Source organism: Myroides odoratimimus, from assembly GCF_038039805.1.
Classification (GTDB): Bacteria; Bacteroidota; Bacteroidia; order Flavobacteriales; family Flavobacteriaceae; genus Flavobacterium; species Flavobacterium odoratimimum_B.
This window is the reverse complement of record NZ_JBBPHK010000007.1, coordinates 130,688-147,699: the sequence shown is the minus strand read 5'-3', so window position 1 is coordinate 147,699 and position 17,012 is coordinate 130,688. Positions and strand designations below refer to the sequence as shown.

The 17,012-nt window shown below is 31.1% G+C and carries 13 protein-coding genes and 1 tRNA gene; 8 read left to right on the top strand and 6 right to left on the bottom strand.

Annotated features, from left to right (window positions below; genetic code table 11):
• The 3 genes from traN to AABL85_RS07875 all read left to right on the top strand — a co-directional run.
• A partial coding sequence (gene traN, locus AABL85_RS07885; protein WP_341309722.1) for a conjugative transposon protein TraN occupies positions 1-769 on the top strand: 769 nt, incomplete at its 5' end.
• 155 nt (positions 770-924) lie between these two features.
• The gene (locus AABL85_RS07880) at positions 925-2,484 is read left to right on the top strand and encodes a type I restriction-modification system subunit M (RefSeq protein ID WP_341309721.1); all 1,560 of its coding nucleotides are present in this window, start codon (positions 925-927) and stop codon (positions 2,482-2,484) included.
• A gap of 47 nt (positions 2,485-2,531) precedes the next feature.
• Entirely contained in the window at positions 2,532-3,683 is a 1,152-nt protein-coding gene (locus AABL85_RS07875) for a restriction endonuclease subunit S (RefSeq protein ID WP_341309720.1), read from the top strand.
• Here the strand turns inward: AABL85_RS07875 and AABL85_RS07870 are convergent.
• Positions 3,672-4,247, bottom strand: a complete 576-nt coding sequence (locus AABL85_RS07870) for a restriction endonuclease subunit S (RefSeq protein ID WP_341309719.1) — start codon at positions 4,245-4,247, stop codon at positions 3,672-3,674. The genes AABL85_RS07875 and AABL85_RS07870 overlap by 12 nt on opposite strands.
• A gap of 181 nt (positions 4,248-4,428) precedes the next feature.
• Here AABL85_RS07870 and AABL85_RS07865 point away from each other — a divergent pair, with 181 nt between their 5' ends.
• Positions 4,429-4,878, top strand: a complete 450-nt coding sequence (locus AABL85_RS07865) for a hypothetical protein (protein WP_198032307.1) — start codon at positions 4,429-4,431, stop codon at positions 4,876-4,878.
• A 44-nt stretch (positions 4,879-4,922) separates the two neighbouring features.
• Here AABL85_RS07865 and AABL85_RS07860 read toward each other — a convergent pair whose 3' ends face one another.
• Positions 4,923-6,008 (bottom strand): restriction endonuclease subunit S, encoded by a 1,086-nt coding sequence (locus tag AABL85_RS07860; RefSeq protein WP_341309718.1) that lies wholly within the window; start codon positions 6,006-6,008, stop codon positions 4,923-4,925.
• An 84-nt stretch (positions 6,009-6,092) separates the two neighbouring features.
• Here AABL85_RS07860 and AABL85_RS07855 point away from each other — a divergent pair, with 84 nt between their 5' ends.
• On the top strand, positions 6,093-7,019 hold the full coding sequence (locus AABL85_RS07855) for a tyrosine-type recombinase/integrase (RefSeq protein ID WP_341309717.1): 927 nt from the start codon (positions 6,093-6,095) through the stop codon (positions 7,017-7,019).
• A 107-nt stretch (positions 7,020-7,126) separates the two neighbouring features.
• Positions 7,127-10,003, top strand: coding sequence for a type I restriction endonuclease subunit R (locus AABL85_RS07850; protein WP_341309716.1), 2,877 nt, complete (start codon positions 7,127-7,129; stop codon positions 10,001-10,003).
• Positions 10,004-10,253: 250 nt separating this feature from the next.
• Here the strand turns inward: AABL85_RS07850 and AABL85_RS07845 are convergent, their stop codons facing one another.
• From AABL85_RS07845 to AABL85_RS07835, 3 genes are all read right to left on the bottom strand, one after another.
• Complete coding sequence (locus AABL85_RS07845; protein WP_131540669.1) at positions 10,254-10,520, bottom strand: helix-turn-helix domain-containing protein; 267 nt, start codon at positions 10,518-10,520, stop codon at positions 10,254-10,256.
• A gap of 112 nt (positions 10,521-10,632) precedes the next feature.
• Positions 10,633-11,895 carry a site-specific integrase gene (locus AABL85_RS07840; RefSeq protein WP_341309715.1) on the bottom strand — a complete coding sequence of 421 codons (1,263 nt, stop codon included), beginning with the start codon at positions 11,893-11,895 and terminating at the stop codon, positions 10,633-10,635.
• A 299-nt stretch (positions 11,896-12,194) separates the two neighbouring features.
• A tRNA-Pro gene (locus AABL85_RS07835) sits at positions 12,195-12,269 on the bottom strand.
• A gap of 170 nt (positions 12,270-12,439) precedes the next feature.
• Between AABL85_RS07835 and trxB the strand changes: the two genes are divergently transcribed.
• Positions 12,440-13,381 carry a thioredoxin-disulfide reductase gene (gene trxB / locus AABL85_RS07830; protein ID WP_131540671.1) on the top strand — a complete coding sequence of 314 codons (942 nt, stop codon included), beginning with the start codon at positions 12,440-12,442 and terminating at the stop codon, positions 13,379-13,381.
• A 120-nt stretch (positions 13,382-13,501) separates the two neighbouring features.
• Positions 13,502-14,464, top strand: coding sequence for an ABC transporter ATP-binding protein (locus tag AABL85_RS07825; protein WP_283839360.1), 963 nt, complete (start codon positions 13,502-13,504; stop codon positions 14,462-14,464).
• 87 nt (positions 14,465-14,551) lie between these two features.
• Here AABL85_RS07825 and AABL85_RS07820 read toward each other — a convergent pair whose 3' ends face one another.
• Positions 14,552-16,972 carry an alpha/beta hydrolase family protein gene (locus AABL85_RS07820; RefSeq protein WP_341309714.1) on the bottom strand — a complete coding sequence of 807 codons (2,421 nt, stop codon included), beginning with the start codon at positions 16,970-16,972 and terminating at the stop codon, positions 14,552-14,554.
• Positions 16,973-17,012: the final 40 nt, after the last annotated feature.

Genomic DNA, 17,012 nt, shown 5'->3' with positions numbered 1-17,012 from the left:
GAATGACATGGTCACTTTTAACGGAATTAGGTGGTCAATTTCACTGGATTCTCCAAGTATTGAGTATGTGGATTTAGGTAGTAGTGAAATTATAGCTAGTAAAGTAGAGGCTACTTCCAACGTTCTTCGCTTAAAAACTACAAAAGAAGACATAATACCGACAAACTTTACAGTTATTACAAACAATGGTAAGTTCTACAGTTTCAGTGCTAGCTACAAAGAGCAGCCAATACACTTGAGTTATGACTTAACCAAATTTGAAAAACAAGTAAATAAAGAGCAAAGCGAAGTGTTATTTAAAGACTTAGGAAGTACCAGTCCAAGCTTAGCTGATCTTTTTATGAAAGCAATCATCAAAAAGAACAGGAAAGAGCTAAACATTAAAAGCAAAAATTATGGAGTAGAAGCAAGGTTAAAGAGTATCTACACCCAAGATGGTAAGCTCTACTTTCACTTGTCTATAAACAACAAGAGCAATTTACCATATGAAGTTGACTATGTAAGCTTTAAAATCAAGGATAGAAGAACCACTAAACGAACCACAGTTCAAGAAGTGAGCTTAAAGCCAATTAGAAGCTTAAGCGATGCTCAAATAATCAATAGTCAAAGTAAACAAGATAATGTTTTTATATTAGATCAGTTTACGCTGTCTGATAAACAGGTGCTTTTAATTGACATCAAAGAAAAGAATGGTGTTAGGAGCCAGATTTTGAAAGTGAAGAATTCAGACCTTTTAAGATCAAAAAGAGTAGACTATTTAAAGATTTGACAAATCAAAAAGTCCTTTTTTTAAGGGCTTTTTTTAGTATATACAATCTAAGAAGTATATTTTGCCTTATATTATACTTTAGATGTAAAAGTTTACTATTTTAGTGCCACTTTAAGGATTGTATATCCTCAATTAAATAAAAGTTATTTCAAAAAATGTCAGAAGAACAAAAGAAAATATTAGAACAACAGCTTTGGAATATTGCCAATACGTTGAGAGGAAAGATGAATGCAGATGAATTCCGAGATTATATTCTTGGATTTATTTTCTACAAGTATTTAGCAGAAAAAATGGAAATCTATGCGAACTCCATTTTGCAAGAAGATAATATTGAGTTTAGCAGTATTGATGAAAATTCAGCTGTAGGAAAAGAATATATTGATGCAATTAGAGAGGAAGCTTTGGAAACCTTAGGTTACTTTTTAAAGCCTTCTGAGCTTTTTAGTGAGATAGCAAAAAGAGGAAGTGGAAGTACTAACACTTTTATCTTAGAAGACTTACAGAAAATTTTAACGAATATTCAGTTAAGTACTATGGGAACTCAAAGTGAGGAAGACTTTGATAACCTATTTGAAGATATGGATCTTAATAGTACTAAACTTGGTAAAACGGCTGAAGCACGTAATGAAATTATTGTAAAGGTTTTAGTTCACTTAGATGAAATTGATTTTAAATTAGAACATACCGAATTGGATGTTCTTGGTGATGCTTATGAGTATTTAATTGGTCAATTTGCAAGTGGTGCTGGTAAAAAAGCTGGAGAGTTTTATACTCCTCAGGAAGTTTCTAAGATTCTGGCAAAGATCGTTACTACAGGAAAGAATAGATTAAAATCTGTATATGATCCTACTTGTGGATCTGGTTCTTTATTGTTACGTGTTGCTCGTGAAGTGAAAGATGTCAATAATTTTTATGGACAAGAGATGAACCGAACAACGTATAACCTTGCAAGGATGAATATGATCTTGCATGGTGTACATTATTTAAAATTTGATATTAAACAAGAAGATACGTTAGAGCATCCTCAACATTTGAATGATATGCCTTTTGAGGCTATTGTTGCAAATCCACCTTTCTCAGCTAATTGGAGTGCTAATCCATTATTTTTAAGTGACGATCGCTTTAGTCAATATGGTAAGTTAGCTCCTGCAAGTAAAGCTGATTTCGCTTTTGTTCAGCACATGATTTATCACCTTGCTGAGAATGGTACGATGGCTATTGTTTTACCTCATGGTGTGTTATTTAGAGGAGCAGCAGAATTACATATTCGTAAGTATCTTATTGAGCAAAAAAACTACTTAGATGCAGTTATCGGGCTTCCTGCTAATATCTTTTATGGTACAAGTATCCCTACTTGTATTTTAGTGTTTAAGAAATGTAAAGAGGATCCTAATCATATTTTATTTATCGATGCAAGTAAAGACTTTGAGAAGGTAAAGAACCAAAACATGTTGCGTGAGGAACATATTGAGAAAATTGTAGATACTTATCGCAACAGGACCGTAATCGAAAAATATAGCCATTTAGCTACTTTAGAAGAAGTTGCAGAAAATGATTATAATCTAAATATCCCCAGGTATGTTGATACTTTTGAAGAAGAAGAAGAGATCGATATACATGCTGTAATGAAGGAAATAAAGTCTTTGGAAGCTAAACGTGCTGAATTAGACAAGGAAATTGATGTTTATTTCAAAGAACTAGGACTAGTTTTTTAATTTTTTATATCCTTAATGTTATTACTAACGAAAATTAAATGACTAAAATGACAAGTAAAAGATTAAAAGATAAGAAGGTTCCTAATTTGAGATTTCCTGAGTTTGAGGGAGAATGGGTGACTAAGAAGCTAGGGGAAATAGCTACATTTTCAAAAGGGAAAGGAATATCAAAAATTGATATAGAAGATAATGGAAAAATTGAATGTATCAGATATGGGGAACTCTATACACATTATAAGGAAATAATCAATGAGATAAAATCCTTGACTAATGTAAATGAAGCTGATCTCATATTCAGTGAAGTAAATGATGTTATTATTCCTGCATCAGGAGAAAGTGCAGAGGATATTGCAACAGCTTCTTGTGTTTTGAAAGATAAAGTTGCTTTAGGTGGAGATTTAAATATAATTAAGACAAATAATAATGGAGTGTTTTTAGCATATTATTTGAATAATAAAAAGAAGCTCAAAATAGCTAGTTTAGCTCAAGGAGTTTCAGTAGTACATCTATATTCTAGTCAATTAGCTACATTGTCATTGAATTTACCTAAACTAAATGAACAAAAGAAAATTTCTTCATTTTTAGCTTTGCTTGATGAGCGAATCCAAACCCAAAACAAAATAATTGAGGAGTTAGAAACTTTAAGGGATACACTTCGAAATTTATTATTTAAACAAATGTCTCAAGAAGGAAATAATACTGTTCAAATTAAAGAAGTTTTAAATTACGAACAACCTTCTAAATATATTGTGATAAATACTGATTATTCTTCTGACACAGAGTTAACTCCAGTATTAACTGCAAACAAGGCTTTTATACTCGGCTATACTAATGAGAACTTCGACATATATAGTAAAGGGCAATGTGTAATTTTTGATGATTTTACAATGGCTATAAAATTTGTCGATTTTCCATTTAAAGTAAAATCTTCAGCAATAAAGATTCTAACTGCAAAAGATAACATAAACTTAAAATACATATTTGAATATCTATCTTTTTTGAAATTAGCTTCAAGTGAACATAAACGTCATTATATATCAGAAGTTGAACAACTATTTTTAATACTTCCTAATGAAAATGAACAAAATAAGATTGCTAATCTATTAACATTAATTCAAAATAAACAAGATATTGAAGCGCAAAAAAATGTGCTTTTAACTAAGCAGAAAAATTATTTACTAAGCAATTTATTTAAATAAATTGCTTAGTAAATAGCTCTTTTTATCTTTAAAAAGTTTTAATATTTGATATTCAGTTATTATTTTCGTGTTAAGAGAAGATAGAAAATATGCTATCTTTTCTTGTTCTTCTTTACAAGGTAAACTTATAGGCATGGATAAAAACATTGGTAATCTCAACGATTTAACAGTAGAACCTACAGCTTGAGATTGAAGGTGTTGATTATTATTAAGCATATAAAAAAACAAATATTTTCCTATAATATTTTTAAAATCAAAAATTGCATATGTTCGTTGATGTAAGTCAAATTTTCCATTATAGTATTTTGGCTTAAACTCTTGTCCTTCTCCTGGTACTATTATAGCTTCCTTGTTAAATAAATATTTATTACTAGTTCTAGTATCTTGAGATCTATCAAAGAAAATATACTTACCATTTAAAATAGAGTCTTCTCTATTTGATGAACCTGTTGTTATTGTTGATAGATTACTAAGTACCGTTTTATTCCAAATAGGAAACGATTCTTTTTTATTAGTTTTAAAACTTATCTCTTGTTTAAAAATTTTACTACTAATTGTATCCACAGAGGATCTTAAATCCTTAATTAAAGGACTTTGTCAAAAACTTTTTCATAATAGAAATAACAAAGATTGGTCTGAACAATCCCTAGAAGATGTATTAGAAGAACGTAAAGAATTAAATACAGATAATTATACTGTACATTCAGTATCAGTAAGTAAAGGAGTGATTAATCAAATAGAATACTTGGGAAGATCATTTGCTGCTAAAGATACCAAGAACTATAATGTTGTTCATTATGGTGATATCGTATATACAAAAAGTCCAACAGGAGAGTTTCCATATGGTATTATCAAACAGAGTTTTATAAAAGAGCGAGTAGCTGTGTCTCCTTTATATGGAGTGTTTAAAGTAAAAAACTTTTATATGGCAAATATTTTACATTTTTATTTTAGTAATCCTATAAATGTACAGAATTATCTACAAAGTATAATTCAGAAAGGCGCTAAGAATACTATTAGTATTACAAACCAAAGCTTTTTAAAAAAGAGGCTTTATTTACCAATAGATGAAAAAGAAATAAAGAAAATATCTTCTTTATTAAGTGCAATTGAATCTAAAAAAACAGTTGAAATGAATATCCTAGAAAGGCTAAAGAATCAGAAAAAACACTTTTTACAACAAATGTTTATCTAATATAAAAGGCAAGAAGTATAATCAATATTTCTTGCCTTAATTACTTATATGAATAATTCTTTTAATAAAAACTGTTTCTGTAAATTTAATTGATTTAAATTTTGTTTCTCTATTTCTATCTTTTTATCAATAGATGATAATAAGCCTTCTATTTTATATTGTTCTGCAAGAGAAGGACAATAAATCAAGGCTTCACCATAGTCTTTAAAATAAATATGGGGAATACCAGATCCAACTTTATATTTCTCAAAATTGAAAAATTTTAAAGAATATAGAATATACCTTAAGTTTACCTGTGACTTAATTGTTAAATAATTTAAAGTACCTATAACTGAGAACTTATTCGTAGCATATTGAACTTTACCAACTCCAGAACCATCTTTAATAATAAGTATAGCATCTTTATCAATTTGATAGTCTACTGTATAAGTAATGATTCCTGTAGCTCCATAAACTGGATGAGTTCCTTGTTGATTAATAACCTCTGATTCTGTTAATGATGAAGTATTACATATAACACATTGATTTAATTTTGTATTTGGCACTTGTTTTAGAATAAGATTAATACAAAGTCCTTTAATTAACTGTTCTAACTCCTCAATTATTTTGTTTTGGGTGTTGATACGTTTATCTATAAGAGTCAAGAATGATGAAATTTTTTGTTGTTCTAAAAGTTTCGGAATAGAAAACTTTGCTGACTTTATGTCTTTTGTGGTAAAACCCTTGATAGAAGTTCCTTGACTTAATCCGATGAATACATTTATTTTAGCTTGAAAATAATAACAAATAAAATATTCATTTTCATCAGTTATTAAATTTGTAAAATCTTGACTTGTACATAAATTTTCGTCTGCAACTGCAAATTTTCCAACACCTACTCTTGAAACCATTAAAATACTTCCTTTTGGAGTAATCTTAGTTGCAGAATTATCTATAGCTTCCTTAGTGATAAATCTATATTTTATAATATTATGAATATCTCCTTCGATTAAATCCGAACTTGATATCCAAGGAATATCTCCCGACCAAAATCTATCTATACTTGTATCTGGAGTACCACCTCCACTAAATGTTCCTAAAGATTCTATTTTCCTAACTTCCCATTCTCCCTCAAACCCAGGAAATCTCAAATTAGGAACCTTAGAACCTAAGCTATCACTAGGATTAAATATCCTTAATTGTTTTCCTTTGGCGTTTTAAAATATAAATACAGAATGAATACACAAAAACAACTTTCAGAAGTAATTGAGCTATGGAAAATAGACAAACAGCAATATGTGAAAAAATCAAGTTTTTCAGCTTATACTCTTTTGATTGAAAATCACTTATTACCCATTTTTGGAGAACAATATGAAATTGAAGAAGCAGATGTACAAAGTTTTGTACTTCAAAAATTAGAAGGAGGATTGAGTCATAAAACAATTAAAGATATTTTGATTGTCTTAAAGATGGTATTGAAGTTTGGAGCTAAGAATAAGTGGTTGAGTTATACGTCTTTTGATATACAGTTCCCAACAGAAAGAGAAAAGCAAAATTTAGAAGTACTTAGTCGTGCTGAACAAAAAAAGATAATGAACTACATACAAGATCATTTTACATTTAAGAATTTAGGAGTTTATATCTGTTTAAGCGCAGGGATCCGTATAGGAGAAGTTTGTGCCCTTACTTGGGAAGATATAGATACTGATAATGGTGTTATAAGTATTAATAGAACTATTCAAAGAATTTATTTGATAGAGAATGGTGTCAGAAGAACTGAGTTAATTTTAGACACACCAAAGACAAAAAATTCCATTCGTGATATCCCAATTAGTAAGGATTTATTAAGAATATTAAAGCCGTTTAAAAAAATAGTCAACCCTACTTTTTTTGTACTAACTAATGATGCTAAACCTACAGAGCCTAGAACGTATCGTAGCTATTATAAAAAACTGATGAATGAATTAGATATGCCTGAATTAAAATTTCATGGATTAAGACATAGCTTTGCGACTCGTTGTATTGAGAGTAATTGTGATTATAAAACAGTTAGTGTGCTTTTAGGTCATTCTAATATTAGTACAACCTTAAATTTATATGTTCATCCTAATATGGAGCAGAAAAAAAAGGCAATTGAACAAATGTTTAAGACATTAAGGTAAAATTATTATCACTATGAATTAGGAGAAATGAGTGGGAGTATATATATTTTGTTAAATTTGTTTACAAATCAAATATTCACCTTTTTAACTCCTAATTCATAATTATTTTGAGTAAGCAGTCTGAACAGTTTTTAGAAGAGCAATTGGTAATCCAATTGCAAAAGATGGGATATAAATATGTTTCTATTGCCAATGAAGCAGAGTTGCTGGCTAATTTAAAAATACAATTAGAAAAGCATAATCGAATTGAATTTAGTGATAGCGAATTCGAGAAAGTACTAAATATACTTAACAAAGGATCTGTCTTTGAAAAAGCAAAAACTTTACGAGAGAAAAAGCACCATATTATTAGAGATAACGGAGATAATCTATATTTTGAATTTCTAAATGTTGAGCATTGGTGTCAGAATGAATACCAAGTAACAAATCAGATTACGCAAGAAGGAAAATATGTAAATCGCTACGATGTTACACTTTTAATTAATGGTCTTCCTCTGGTACAAATTGAATTAAAAAGAAGAGGACTTGAATTAAAAGAAGCTTTCAATCAAATTAACCGTTACCAAAAGCATAGCTATGGTTCAGGAAAAGCTTTGTTTCAATATGTACAATTGTTTGTAATAAGTAACGGGATTAATACAAAGTATTACAGTAATTTTGGAACTCATACACCAGAGTTTTTACAGACTTTTCATTGGACAGACGAGCTTAATAATCCTTTAAATAATATTTTAAACGGTTTTACGGATCGATTCTTAGAACCTTGTCATGTGAGTAAGATGATTTGTAAATACATTGTTCTTAATGAGACAGATAAACGTTTAATGGTTCTTCGTCCCTATCAGTATTATGCTGTGGAGAGTATTATTAAAAAAGTAACAGAAAATGAGGTGCTCAATGGTTATAATATTGAAAAGAATGGATATATCTGGCATACTACAGGTAGTGGAAAAACATTGACAAGTTTTAAAGCGAGTCAAATTCTATCTAATATACCTGCTATTAGAAAAGTTGTGTTTGTTGTAGACCGAAAGGATTTAGATTATCAAACTAATCAAGAATATGATAAGTTTAGTAAGGGATCAGTTAGTTCAGCGACCAATACAGACGATTTGATTAAGAAGTTTATTGATCCGAATGTTAGTATTATTGTAACTACTATTCAGAAATTAAATAATGCTATATCTGGTAGAAACGTATCAAAGATGAAATCCATAAAGGACATGCGTATGGTTTTTATTTTTGATGAATGTCATCGCTCTCAATTTGGTGATACCCATAAAAATATAGTACAATATTTTACTAATATTCAATTATTTGGTTTTACAGGAACCCCAATATTAGCTGAGAATGCTAATGGAGAGAAAACAACAGCAAGTCTTTTTGGAAACTGTTTGCATAAGTATGTTATTACTGATGCAATACGCGATGAGAATGTCTTGAAGTTTTCGGTTGAGTACATTCAAACATTTAAGAAGAAGGATCATATCATTGATTTACAAATAGAGCAAATTAATGAAGCTGAAGTTTATGAAGCTCCTGAGCGTAAAGAAGCTATTGTAGATTATATTGTGCAATATCACAATCAAAAAACACAAAATAAAAAGTTCTGTGCGATGATGTGTGTACAGGATATTGACGCAGTTATCCAATATTATGAGATTTTTAAAAGAAAGAAACAGGATGGAGAACACGATTTAAAGATTGCTACTATATTTAGTTTTGCTCAAAATGAAGATGAGATGGAAGAGCAAGTTGTAAATCAGCTAAATATGGCTGCTGAATCACCTCTTGAATATCAGAGCAATTATGTTCCTCATCGAAGAGAATTGCTTGAGTTATATGTCGACGATTTTAATAATCAGTTTGAAGAGAAACACAATATAAAGGATACAGAAGGTTTCTATAACTATTACAATGCTGTGGCAAAGAAATCTAAGCAAAATGAAACAGATATTCTTTTGGTTGCCAATATGTTTTTAACCGGATTTGATAGCAAATATTTAAATACATTATATGTAGATAAGAATTTACAGTATCATGGTCTTATTCAAGCCTTTAGTCGTACAAATAGAATTTTAGATAAGAATAAGACACAAGGGAATATAGTATGCTTCCGCAATTTGAAGGAGAAGACAGATCAAGCAATTGCTTTATTTAGTAATAAAGAAGCTATTGATGAGATTATAGTTGAACCTTATGAGAAATATGTTGATAAATTTAATGAGGCTACAGAAAAACTATTAGAGCTTGTTCCGATAGTTGATGCTGTAGACGGACTATATTCTGAGGATGAAAAGTTGAAATTTATCTTAGCATTTCGTGCTCTTATAAGACTTCATAAGAAGATGACTCATTTTACTGAGTTTAATTGGGAAGATTTAGATTTAGAAGAACAAATATTTGCTGATTATACTAGTAAGTATTTAGATTTAAAAGATAAATTAGGTTCTGATAATTCTACACCAGAGAAAACTTCAATTCTAAATGATATTGATTTTGAACTTGAACTTATAAGAAGAGATACAATTAATGTAAATTATATCTTACAATTATTAATTACATTCAAATCAAAACAAACAGATAAGGATAAAGAAACTATTGAAAAAGAGATTTCTAATTTATTAAATACAGAAGTATCTCTTCGAAGTAAACGAGAATTAATAGAGAAGTTTATTCAAGAAAATTTACCCTTAATTGAAGATACGGATAATATCACTGAAGAGTTCGATAAATTCTGGGTTAAGGAACAGGAATCAGCATTGGTTAAATTAGTTCAGACAGAAAATTTATACAGAGATCAAACAGAAAAACTAATTGAAAACTATTTATTCTCTGAAAGAGAACCTTTGCGAGACGATTTGCTTAGCTTAAGAAAAGATGGGAAGCCTAGTGTTTTGAAGTTTAAAGAAACAGGAGATCGTATTTTAGGAAAGATTATGGGATTCGTTGATACTTTTGTGAATGGAATATCAGGATACTAATGATTCATTTTATCACAATTGATTAATTAACTATAATTCTATTGATTTTATTAGAAATAATATTAATTTTTGAAAATCGATTAATGCACTAAAAATCATCGATTTAAAAGCTCAGCTATTTCATGGCATGCAATAATACAAAAACCTGAAAGTTACTATTTATAAGACATACGGAGTAGGGGGGATATCCCTCTTTTTCCAATAAAATAAAAACACCCCAACTACCACACGATAGTTGGGGTGTTTTATTTTATTCACTCTCCATCATCTTTAAAATATCTTCGTACCTATAAAACATCAAGCCACCAATCTTCTTAAATGGTATCGTACCATTTATTCTCATATTTTGTAAGGTACCAGGAGAAATACCAAGAAGCTTTCTTACCTCATAGCTTTTAATCCATTGTTTTATTTCTTGATCTTTCTTTCTATTAAAAGGACTATACCTTCTTATCTCAGTAATAATCTCTTGTTTAAAAATCTCAAGGTCTTCTTTTGTAATAAATTCTACTTTCATAATTAATAGTATTTAGGGTTAGTTCTGATTTGTTTTAAGCTGCTACAAGCTTAGTTCTAACCCTAAATAACAATTTGTATGTACTGGTTTAGTTCTGTTGTCTTTGAGAGGTTTAATTTGACTCTTCAAAGTTGTATTTGTGATTTTCCTGAATAAGTCTTCTTTCTCTTAAGTTGTCCATATCTTCACCCAGTTTATGTTCTAATACCTTCGCATAGATTTGAGTTGTTTTAATAGCCGTATGCCCAAGCATCTTACTCACTGACTCAATAGGTACACCATTGTTTAGTGTAATGGTTGTGGCAAATGTATGTCTGGCTAAGTGAAAAGATAGATTCTTATCTATTTCACAGATAATAGCAATCTCTTTTAAGTAACCATTCATTCGCTGGTTACTAATAACTGGAAATAGTTTGCCTTTGGCAAAAGCCACAGGATGCTCTTTGTATTTTTCAATTAGCTCTAAGGCTTCAGGTAAGAGAGGAACCCTAACAGGTATTTTAGTTTTCTCTCTACTTGATATAATCCAATCTTTTCCATCACTTCCTTTTGCTATGTTTTGTGGTGCTAAGTGAAAGATATCTATATAGGCTAAACCAGTATAACAACTAAACAAAAACATATCAAGAACGGATTGTAATCGTTCAATAGCGAAATTCTTGTTGACAAGGATTTCAAGTTCAGATTTAGTTAGGTGTCCTCTTTCTGTCTTCTCAAATTGAAGTTTATATTTGGTAAAGGGATCTTTCTCCATCCATTCCATGGTGATAGCTAAGTTGATTAACTTTTTAAACCTTTCAATATGCTTCATAATGCCATTGTTGTTCAGTGGCTGATGCTTATGAATAGGTTTACAACTTCTCAAGAAGTTTTCAAAGTCAAAGATAAATTTGTAGTTAATCTCGCTTAAATAGATGTCAGTTCGATTGTGTACTTTACGTAAATAGCTTTTAAGGTACTTTTCCGTAGAGAAGTAGTTCTTAAGTGTACCATAAGCTAATTTACTTGTAGCTATCTCTCTGTGATAGTCTATAAGCTTTAAAAGTGATGATTCTGTATCATCATGTCCAAGAAAGATGTTTTTAACAGCTCCAATAGAGACAACTCTTTTTTGTTGAACTAATTGATGATAGGCATCTGTAATGAGGGAACGTACTCGCTCAATATGTGCGTTGATTCGAACCGTGTCCTCACTTTTTCCTTTTGCTCTTCCTTTAATGTTATCCCAAGAAGTAGGGGATATTTTTAGTTTTAAAGAAATTTCTGTTCGTTGCCCGTTTACTGTAACCCTAGCGTATATAAGGGATGGGACTGTTTTGTTTGAATTAGAAACACGTATAATGAAGTGTATTCCAAATGTGTTTTTTGTTTTCATATCAATCTATTTTAATGTTAACCGAACTGTTTTGATATGGTTTTTATAAACTACTCACCTGAATAGTACTCAAACAAGACCAAAAAGCACTGAATTAAACTAAAATAAATTGTGTTTAGTTTATTGAAATACAATTAGTTAAACTCGATTCGGTGAGCTAATTTACCTTTTAAAAATAGCTCACCTAATAGCTCACATTTAGATTGATTTACAATGGATTATTATGATATATTTAAAAATAAAAAAATCCGTAAGTAATTGATACTTACGGATTTAGGCACATTTTGATGCCGAAAAAGTCGGGGTGGCAGGATTCGAACCTGCGACCTCCTGCTCCCAAAGCAGGCGCGATGACCGGGCTACGCTACACCCCGCTAGACTTATTCTGTCATTGCGAGTGCAAAGGTAATATAATTTTTTTTGTGTGCAAGAAAAAAAAGGAATAAATAAAAATTATTTGACTATTTGTTTTTTCTCTTGTTTGTTGTTTTGAAACGAGGATAAAAAAACTATTTTTGTTACACTAACAATAAAACAAATCATTATGTCTGATATAGAAAGAGTAAAGTGTTTAATTATAGGTTCTGGGCCTGCTGGTTATACAGCAGCAATATATGCGGCACGTGCTAATATGGCACCTGTACTTTATCAAGGAATGCAACCAGGAGGACAATTAACTACAACAAATGAAGTAGAGAACTTCCCTGGATATCCAGAAGGAGTTACAGGACCTGAAATGATGATGCAATTACAGGCACAAGCACAACGCTTCGGTGCTGATATCCGTGATGGATGGGTAACGAAGGCTGAACTAAAAGGAGACGTAAAGAAAGTATGGGTAAATGAAACAACTGAGATTCATGCTGATACTGTTATTATTTCTACTGGTGCTACAGCGATGTACTTAGGATTACCATCAGAGCAACACTATTTATCTTTAGGAGGAGGAGTATCGGCATGTGCAGTTTGTGATGGATTCTTCTATAGAAATCAAGAAGTAGTAATCGTAGGAGCTGGAGATTCAGCTTGTGAGGAGGCTCATTACTTATCTAAATTATGTAAAAAGGTTACTATGCTAGTGCGTAGTGATAAGTTCCGTTCATCTCGTATTATGGAGGAACGTGTGCGTAATACTGAAAACATCGAAATCTTGATGAATACGTCTACTGTAGATGTATTAGGTGATGGTAATGTAGTAACAGGTGTTCGTGTGAAAAATAATATCACTGGTGAAGAGAAAGACATTGAAGCTACAGGTTTCTTCGTAGCTATTGGTCATAAGCCTAATACAGACATCTTTAAAGAAGAATTAGAGATGGATGAGACAGGATACTTAATCACTCAAGGGAAGACTAGTAAAACGAATGTTGAAGGAGTTTTTGCTTGTGGAGATGTACAAGATAAAGATTACAGACAAGCTATTACAGCTGCAGGTTCAGGATGTATTGCAGCATTAGATGCTGAGCGTTATTTAGCTGCTAAGTAATATGTATTGAAAACAGTATATAAGGGAACCCAATAGTGGTTCCCTTTTTTATTATTAAAAGTTAATATTATATAGTGCTTAAAGGGATATTATTATATTTGTTTTTCATAAAAAATAGAAATGCTTTTACTTAAAAATATATCATTTAGTTACTTAGAAGAAAAAACAGTTATTAATAACCTTAGCTTGGTTGTCGAAAAAGGACAGCATGTTGCTCTGTTGGGAGAAAGTGGATGTGGCAAGAGTACTCTGTTAAAATTGATTTATGGTTTACAGGATCTAGATCAAGGAGAAATTCACTGGAATAATAAGCAAGTTTTAGGGCCTGCATATCATTTGGTTCCTGGAATAGATGAAATGAGATACCTAGCTCAAGATTTCGATTTAATGCCTTTTACTTCTGTAAAAGAAAATATAGGTAAGTATCTTTCTAACTTTTATATGGAAGAGAAAGAGCATCGTATAAAAGAGCTTTTGACATTAGTAGACTTAGATGACTATGCAGATGTAAAAGTAAAACATTTAAGTGGTGGACAACAACAACGTGTTGCTATAGCTCGTGTACTTGCATTAGAGCCAGAGATTCTATTATTAGATGAACCATTTAGTCATATTGATTATTCGAGAAGAAGTCTGCTTAGACGTAATCTATTTGCTTATTTAAAAGAAAAAGGAATTACGTGTATAGTGGCTACTCATGATAGTATTGATGCATTGAGTTTTGCTGATGAGACAATTGTACTAAAAGATGGCGAGTTAGTGGATATGGGGGAAACCAAAGATGTATATGAGTTTCCATTGAATAAATATGTAGCATCTTTATTTGGAGAAGTTAATGAGTTATATATTTCAGACTTTACAAATTCTTTTGAAGAAGACGAATTATTGCTAATTTATCCTCATCAATTAATGCTCTCAAAACAAAAGGGCCAAATAGAGGTAGAGGTGCTTGATGCTTATTTTAAGGGAGATGGTTATATGATAAAAACTTTCTTTAATGAGGATAGAGTAGTATTCTTTGACCATCCTTTTAATATCGAAAAAGGGACTAAGATTAAACTAGCATTGAAGAAATTTCAATAATAAAAAACGCCACTTTAATTAAGCGGCGTTTTTTTGTTGTATATATAAACGAAAAAAGCTCAGCAATTGCTGAGCTTTTAAAATATACTATTTTTTGTTTTTTACATTTTTTTCTAAGAATTGATCTTGTTCCCATAATAGGTGGAAGATATTTTCTTTAGCAGCATATCCATGACTTTCTTTAGGAAGGATAACCATTCTAACTGGCGCACCTAATCCTTTTAAAGCTTGGAAGTAACGCTCTGTTTGTAATGTAAATGTTCCAGGGTTATTATCAGCTTCACCATGTACTAATAACATTGGAGTCTTCATTTTACTAGCATTCATAAATGGAGACATTGTATTGTATACTTCAGGAACTTCCCAATAGTTTCTTTGTTCTGTTTGGAAACCAAATGGAGTTAATGTTCTGTTGTAAGCTCCACTACGTGCAATACCTGCTGCAAATAAGTCTGAATGAGTAAGTAAATTAGCTGTCATAAACGCTCCGTAAGAGTGTCCTCCTACAGCTACTCTCTTTCTATCGATATATCCTAATGCATCTACAGCATCAATAGCTGCTTTACCATTTGCCACTAATTGTTCTACATAAGTATCATTCGGCTCTTCTTTACCTTCTCCTACGATAGGGAATGCAGCATCATCTAATACCGCGTATCCTTTCGTCACCCAGTAGATAAATGATCCATAAGAAGGGAATGTAAACTCATTAGGGTTATGTGTTACTTGCGCAGCACTATTTTTGTCTTTGTACTCAGCAGGGTAAGCCCAGATTAATAGAGGTAATTTCTCTTTCTTAGCTTTGATATCATATCCAGCAGGTAAATACAAAGTACCTGATAATTCTAAACCATCTTCTCTCTTATATTTAATTACCTCTTTGTGTACTCCGTTTAAAGAGCTAAAAGGGTTTTTAAATGAAGTGATTGCTTTTAAGTCATTCTTCTTATTGATATTTCTGAAGTAGTAGTTAGGATATTCAGTAGCTGATTGAATAGATACTAATACTAATCCTTTCTTAACATCTTCTATAGATTGAATAGTCTCTTTTTTATCTGTGTAATTAGACTGGTACAATCTTTTTGTTTTTAATGTTTTTAAATCGAACTCATCGATGAAAGGGAATTGTCCTTTAGCTGTATAACCTTGTCCGATTAAGAAAAGTTTATTATTTTCTTTAGCTAATACATAACGGTCAAATTCATTTCTTTTTAATTCGAATGTACCTGGATCACTGTATACGTCTTGTGAGTTTCTGTCTTCTATTTTTACAGGAGCGTCATTAAATTTAGATGGATCAATAATGAATGTTCTAGTATTTCTAGTATCATACCACTGATCGCCTACTAAAGCTAAGTTATCATCTCCCCAAGTGATTCCACCATAACGTTGAGATAATTTAACAATAGATTTAGGTGCGTTATTAAATGGGGCATCCCAAGTAAACACTTCATCTCTGAAAGGTACATCTTTCGCAGGATCACCACCATCTAAAGCTTCTACATAATAAAGAGTAGCGGCTTTATCAGCTCTCCATCCCATATTTCTCTTTCCTTCACGAGTTGCCATAAATCCTTTAGGCATGATTTCATTTAAGGGAATATCATTTACTTCTTTTACTAAGTTACCTGCTTTGTCATAAACTACAGTTTTCATAGGAAAACGGTTTAGTGATACTAAGTAAGAGAATGGTTTCTGTAATGTAGTAACCATTAAGTATTCTCCATCAGGAGAGAAACTAGAACCAACAAATAAATCTCCTTTTTTGAAAAGTGTTTTATTCCCTTTAAGGTCTATTTTATACAATTCAGAAGTAACTAAAGTTTCGAAGTTAGCTTCGTCAGTTTTATTCTTTAATAAATCTTGGTATGTTCTGTTTTGAGAAACAACACCTTCACTCACAGATACAATAGGACCTGTTGGTAAATTTTTAGAAGTATCGATTAATGCAGGCCTATTAGCAGGGATCTGATTAATCAATAAAGATTGACTATCCTTAAACCAAGTAATAGGGTTGCCGATATTCGCATTTAAATTTGCTTCAGTTAGCTTAGTTGCTTGAGCAGTCTTTACGTCTAAGATCCAAAGCTCTACACCGTTTTCAGCAGTGTTAGTGAATGCTAATTTTGATTGATCAGGAGACCAAGTAATATTAGTAATTCTAGGATTAGCAGGTAATCCTTTTACTTGTATTTCTTGAGTATCTTTTATTTTTCTAACCTTTAGGTTAGTAATATAAGTTGCTGTGCTTGAAATATTTGTGTTTACATCGATACGTAAACCAGCAAGTCTCATTTCGTTTACATTCAAATCCATCAATGTCTTATATGTACTTCTATAGCTTAGAAGCATATATTCCATTTTGTTGTCCATAGAGATAGCAGGAGCTCTTTCGAAGTCAGCTAATTCTAGAATTTCTTGTGATGGTTTTTGATATGTAACATTTTCTTGTGCGTACATAGAACTAATCAAAAATAGGGATAATAAGGTTGTTTTGATGATTCTCATTATGGTTAGTTTTAACGTTAGGTCGGCTAATATAAACGAA

What these genes read in the sequence shown, in the direction of transcription:
- AABL85_RS07880 (WP_341309721.1), top strand. Translation starts at nt 925, where the DNA reads ATGTCAGAAGAACAAAAGAAAATATTAGAACAACAGCTTTGGAATATT.
- AABL85_RS07875 (WP_341309720.1), top strand. Translation starts at nt 2,532, where the DNA reads ATGACAAGTAAAAGATTAAAAGATAAGAAGGTTCCTAATTTGAGATTT.
- AABL85_RS07855 (WP_341309717.1), top strand. Translation starts at nt 6,093, where the DNA reads ATGAATACACAAAAACAACTTTCAGAAGTAATTGAGCTATGGAAAATA.
- AABL85_RS07845 (WP_131540669.1), bottom strand. Translation starts at nt 10,520, where the DNA reads ATGAAAGTAGAATTTATTACAAAAGAAGACCTTGAGATTTTTAAACAA.
- AABL85_RS07840 (WP_341309715.1), bottom strand. Translation starts at nt 11,895, where the DNA reads ATGAAAACAAAAAACACATTTGGAATACACTTCATTATACGTGTTTCT.
- trxB (WP_131540671.1), top strand. Translation starts at nt 12,440, where the DNA reads ATGTCTGATATAGAAAGAGTAAAGTGTTTAATTATAGGTTCTGGGCCT.
- AABL85_RS07825 (WP_283839360.1), top strand. Translation starts at nt 13,502, where the DNA reads ATGCTTTTACTTAAAAATATATCATTTAGTTACTTAGAAGAAAAAACA.
- AABL85_RS07820 (WP_341309714.1), bottom strand. Translation starts at nt 16,972, where the DNA reads ATGAGAATCATCAAAACAACCTTATTATCCCTATTTTTGATTAGTTCT.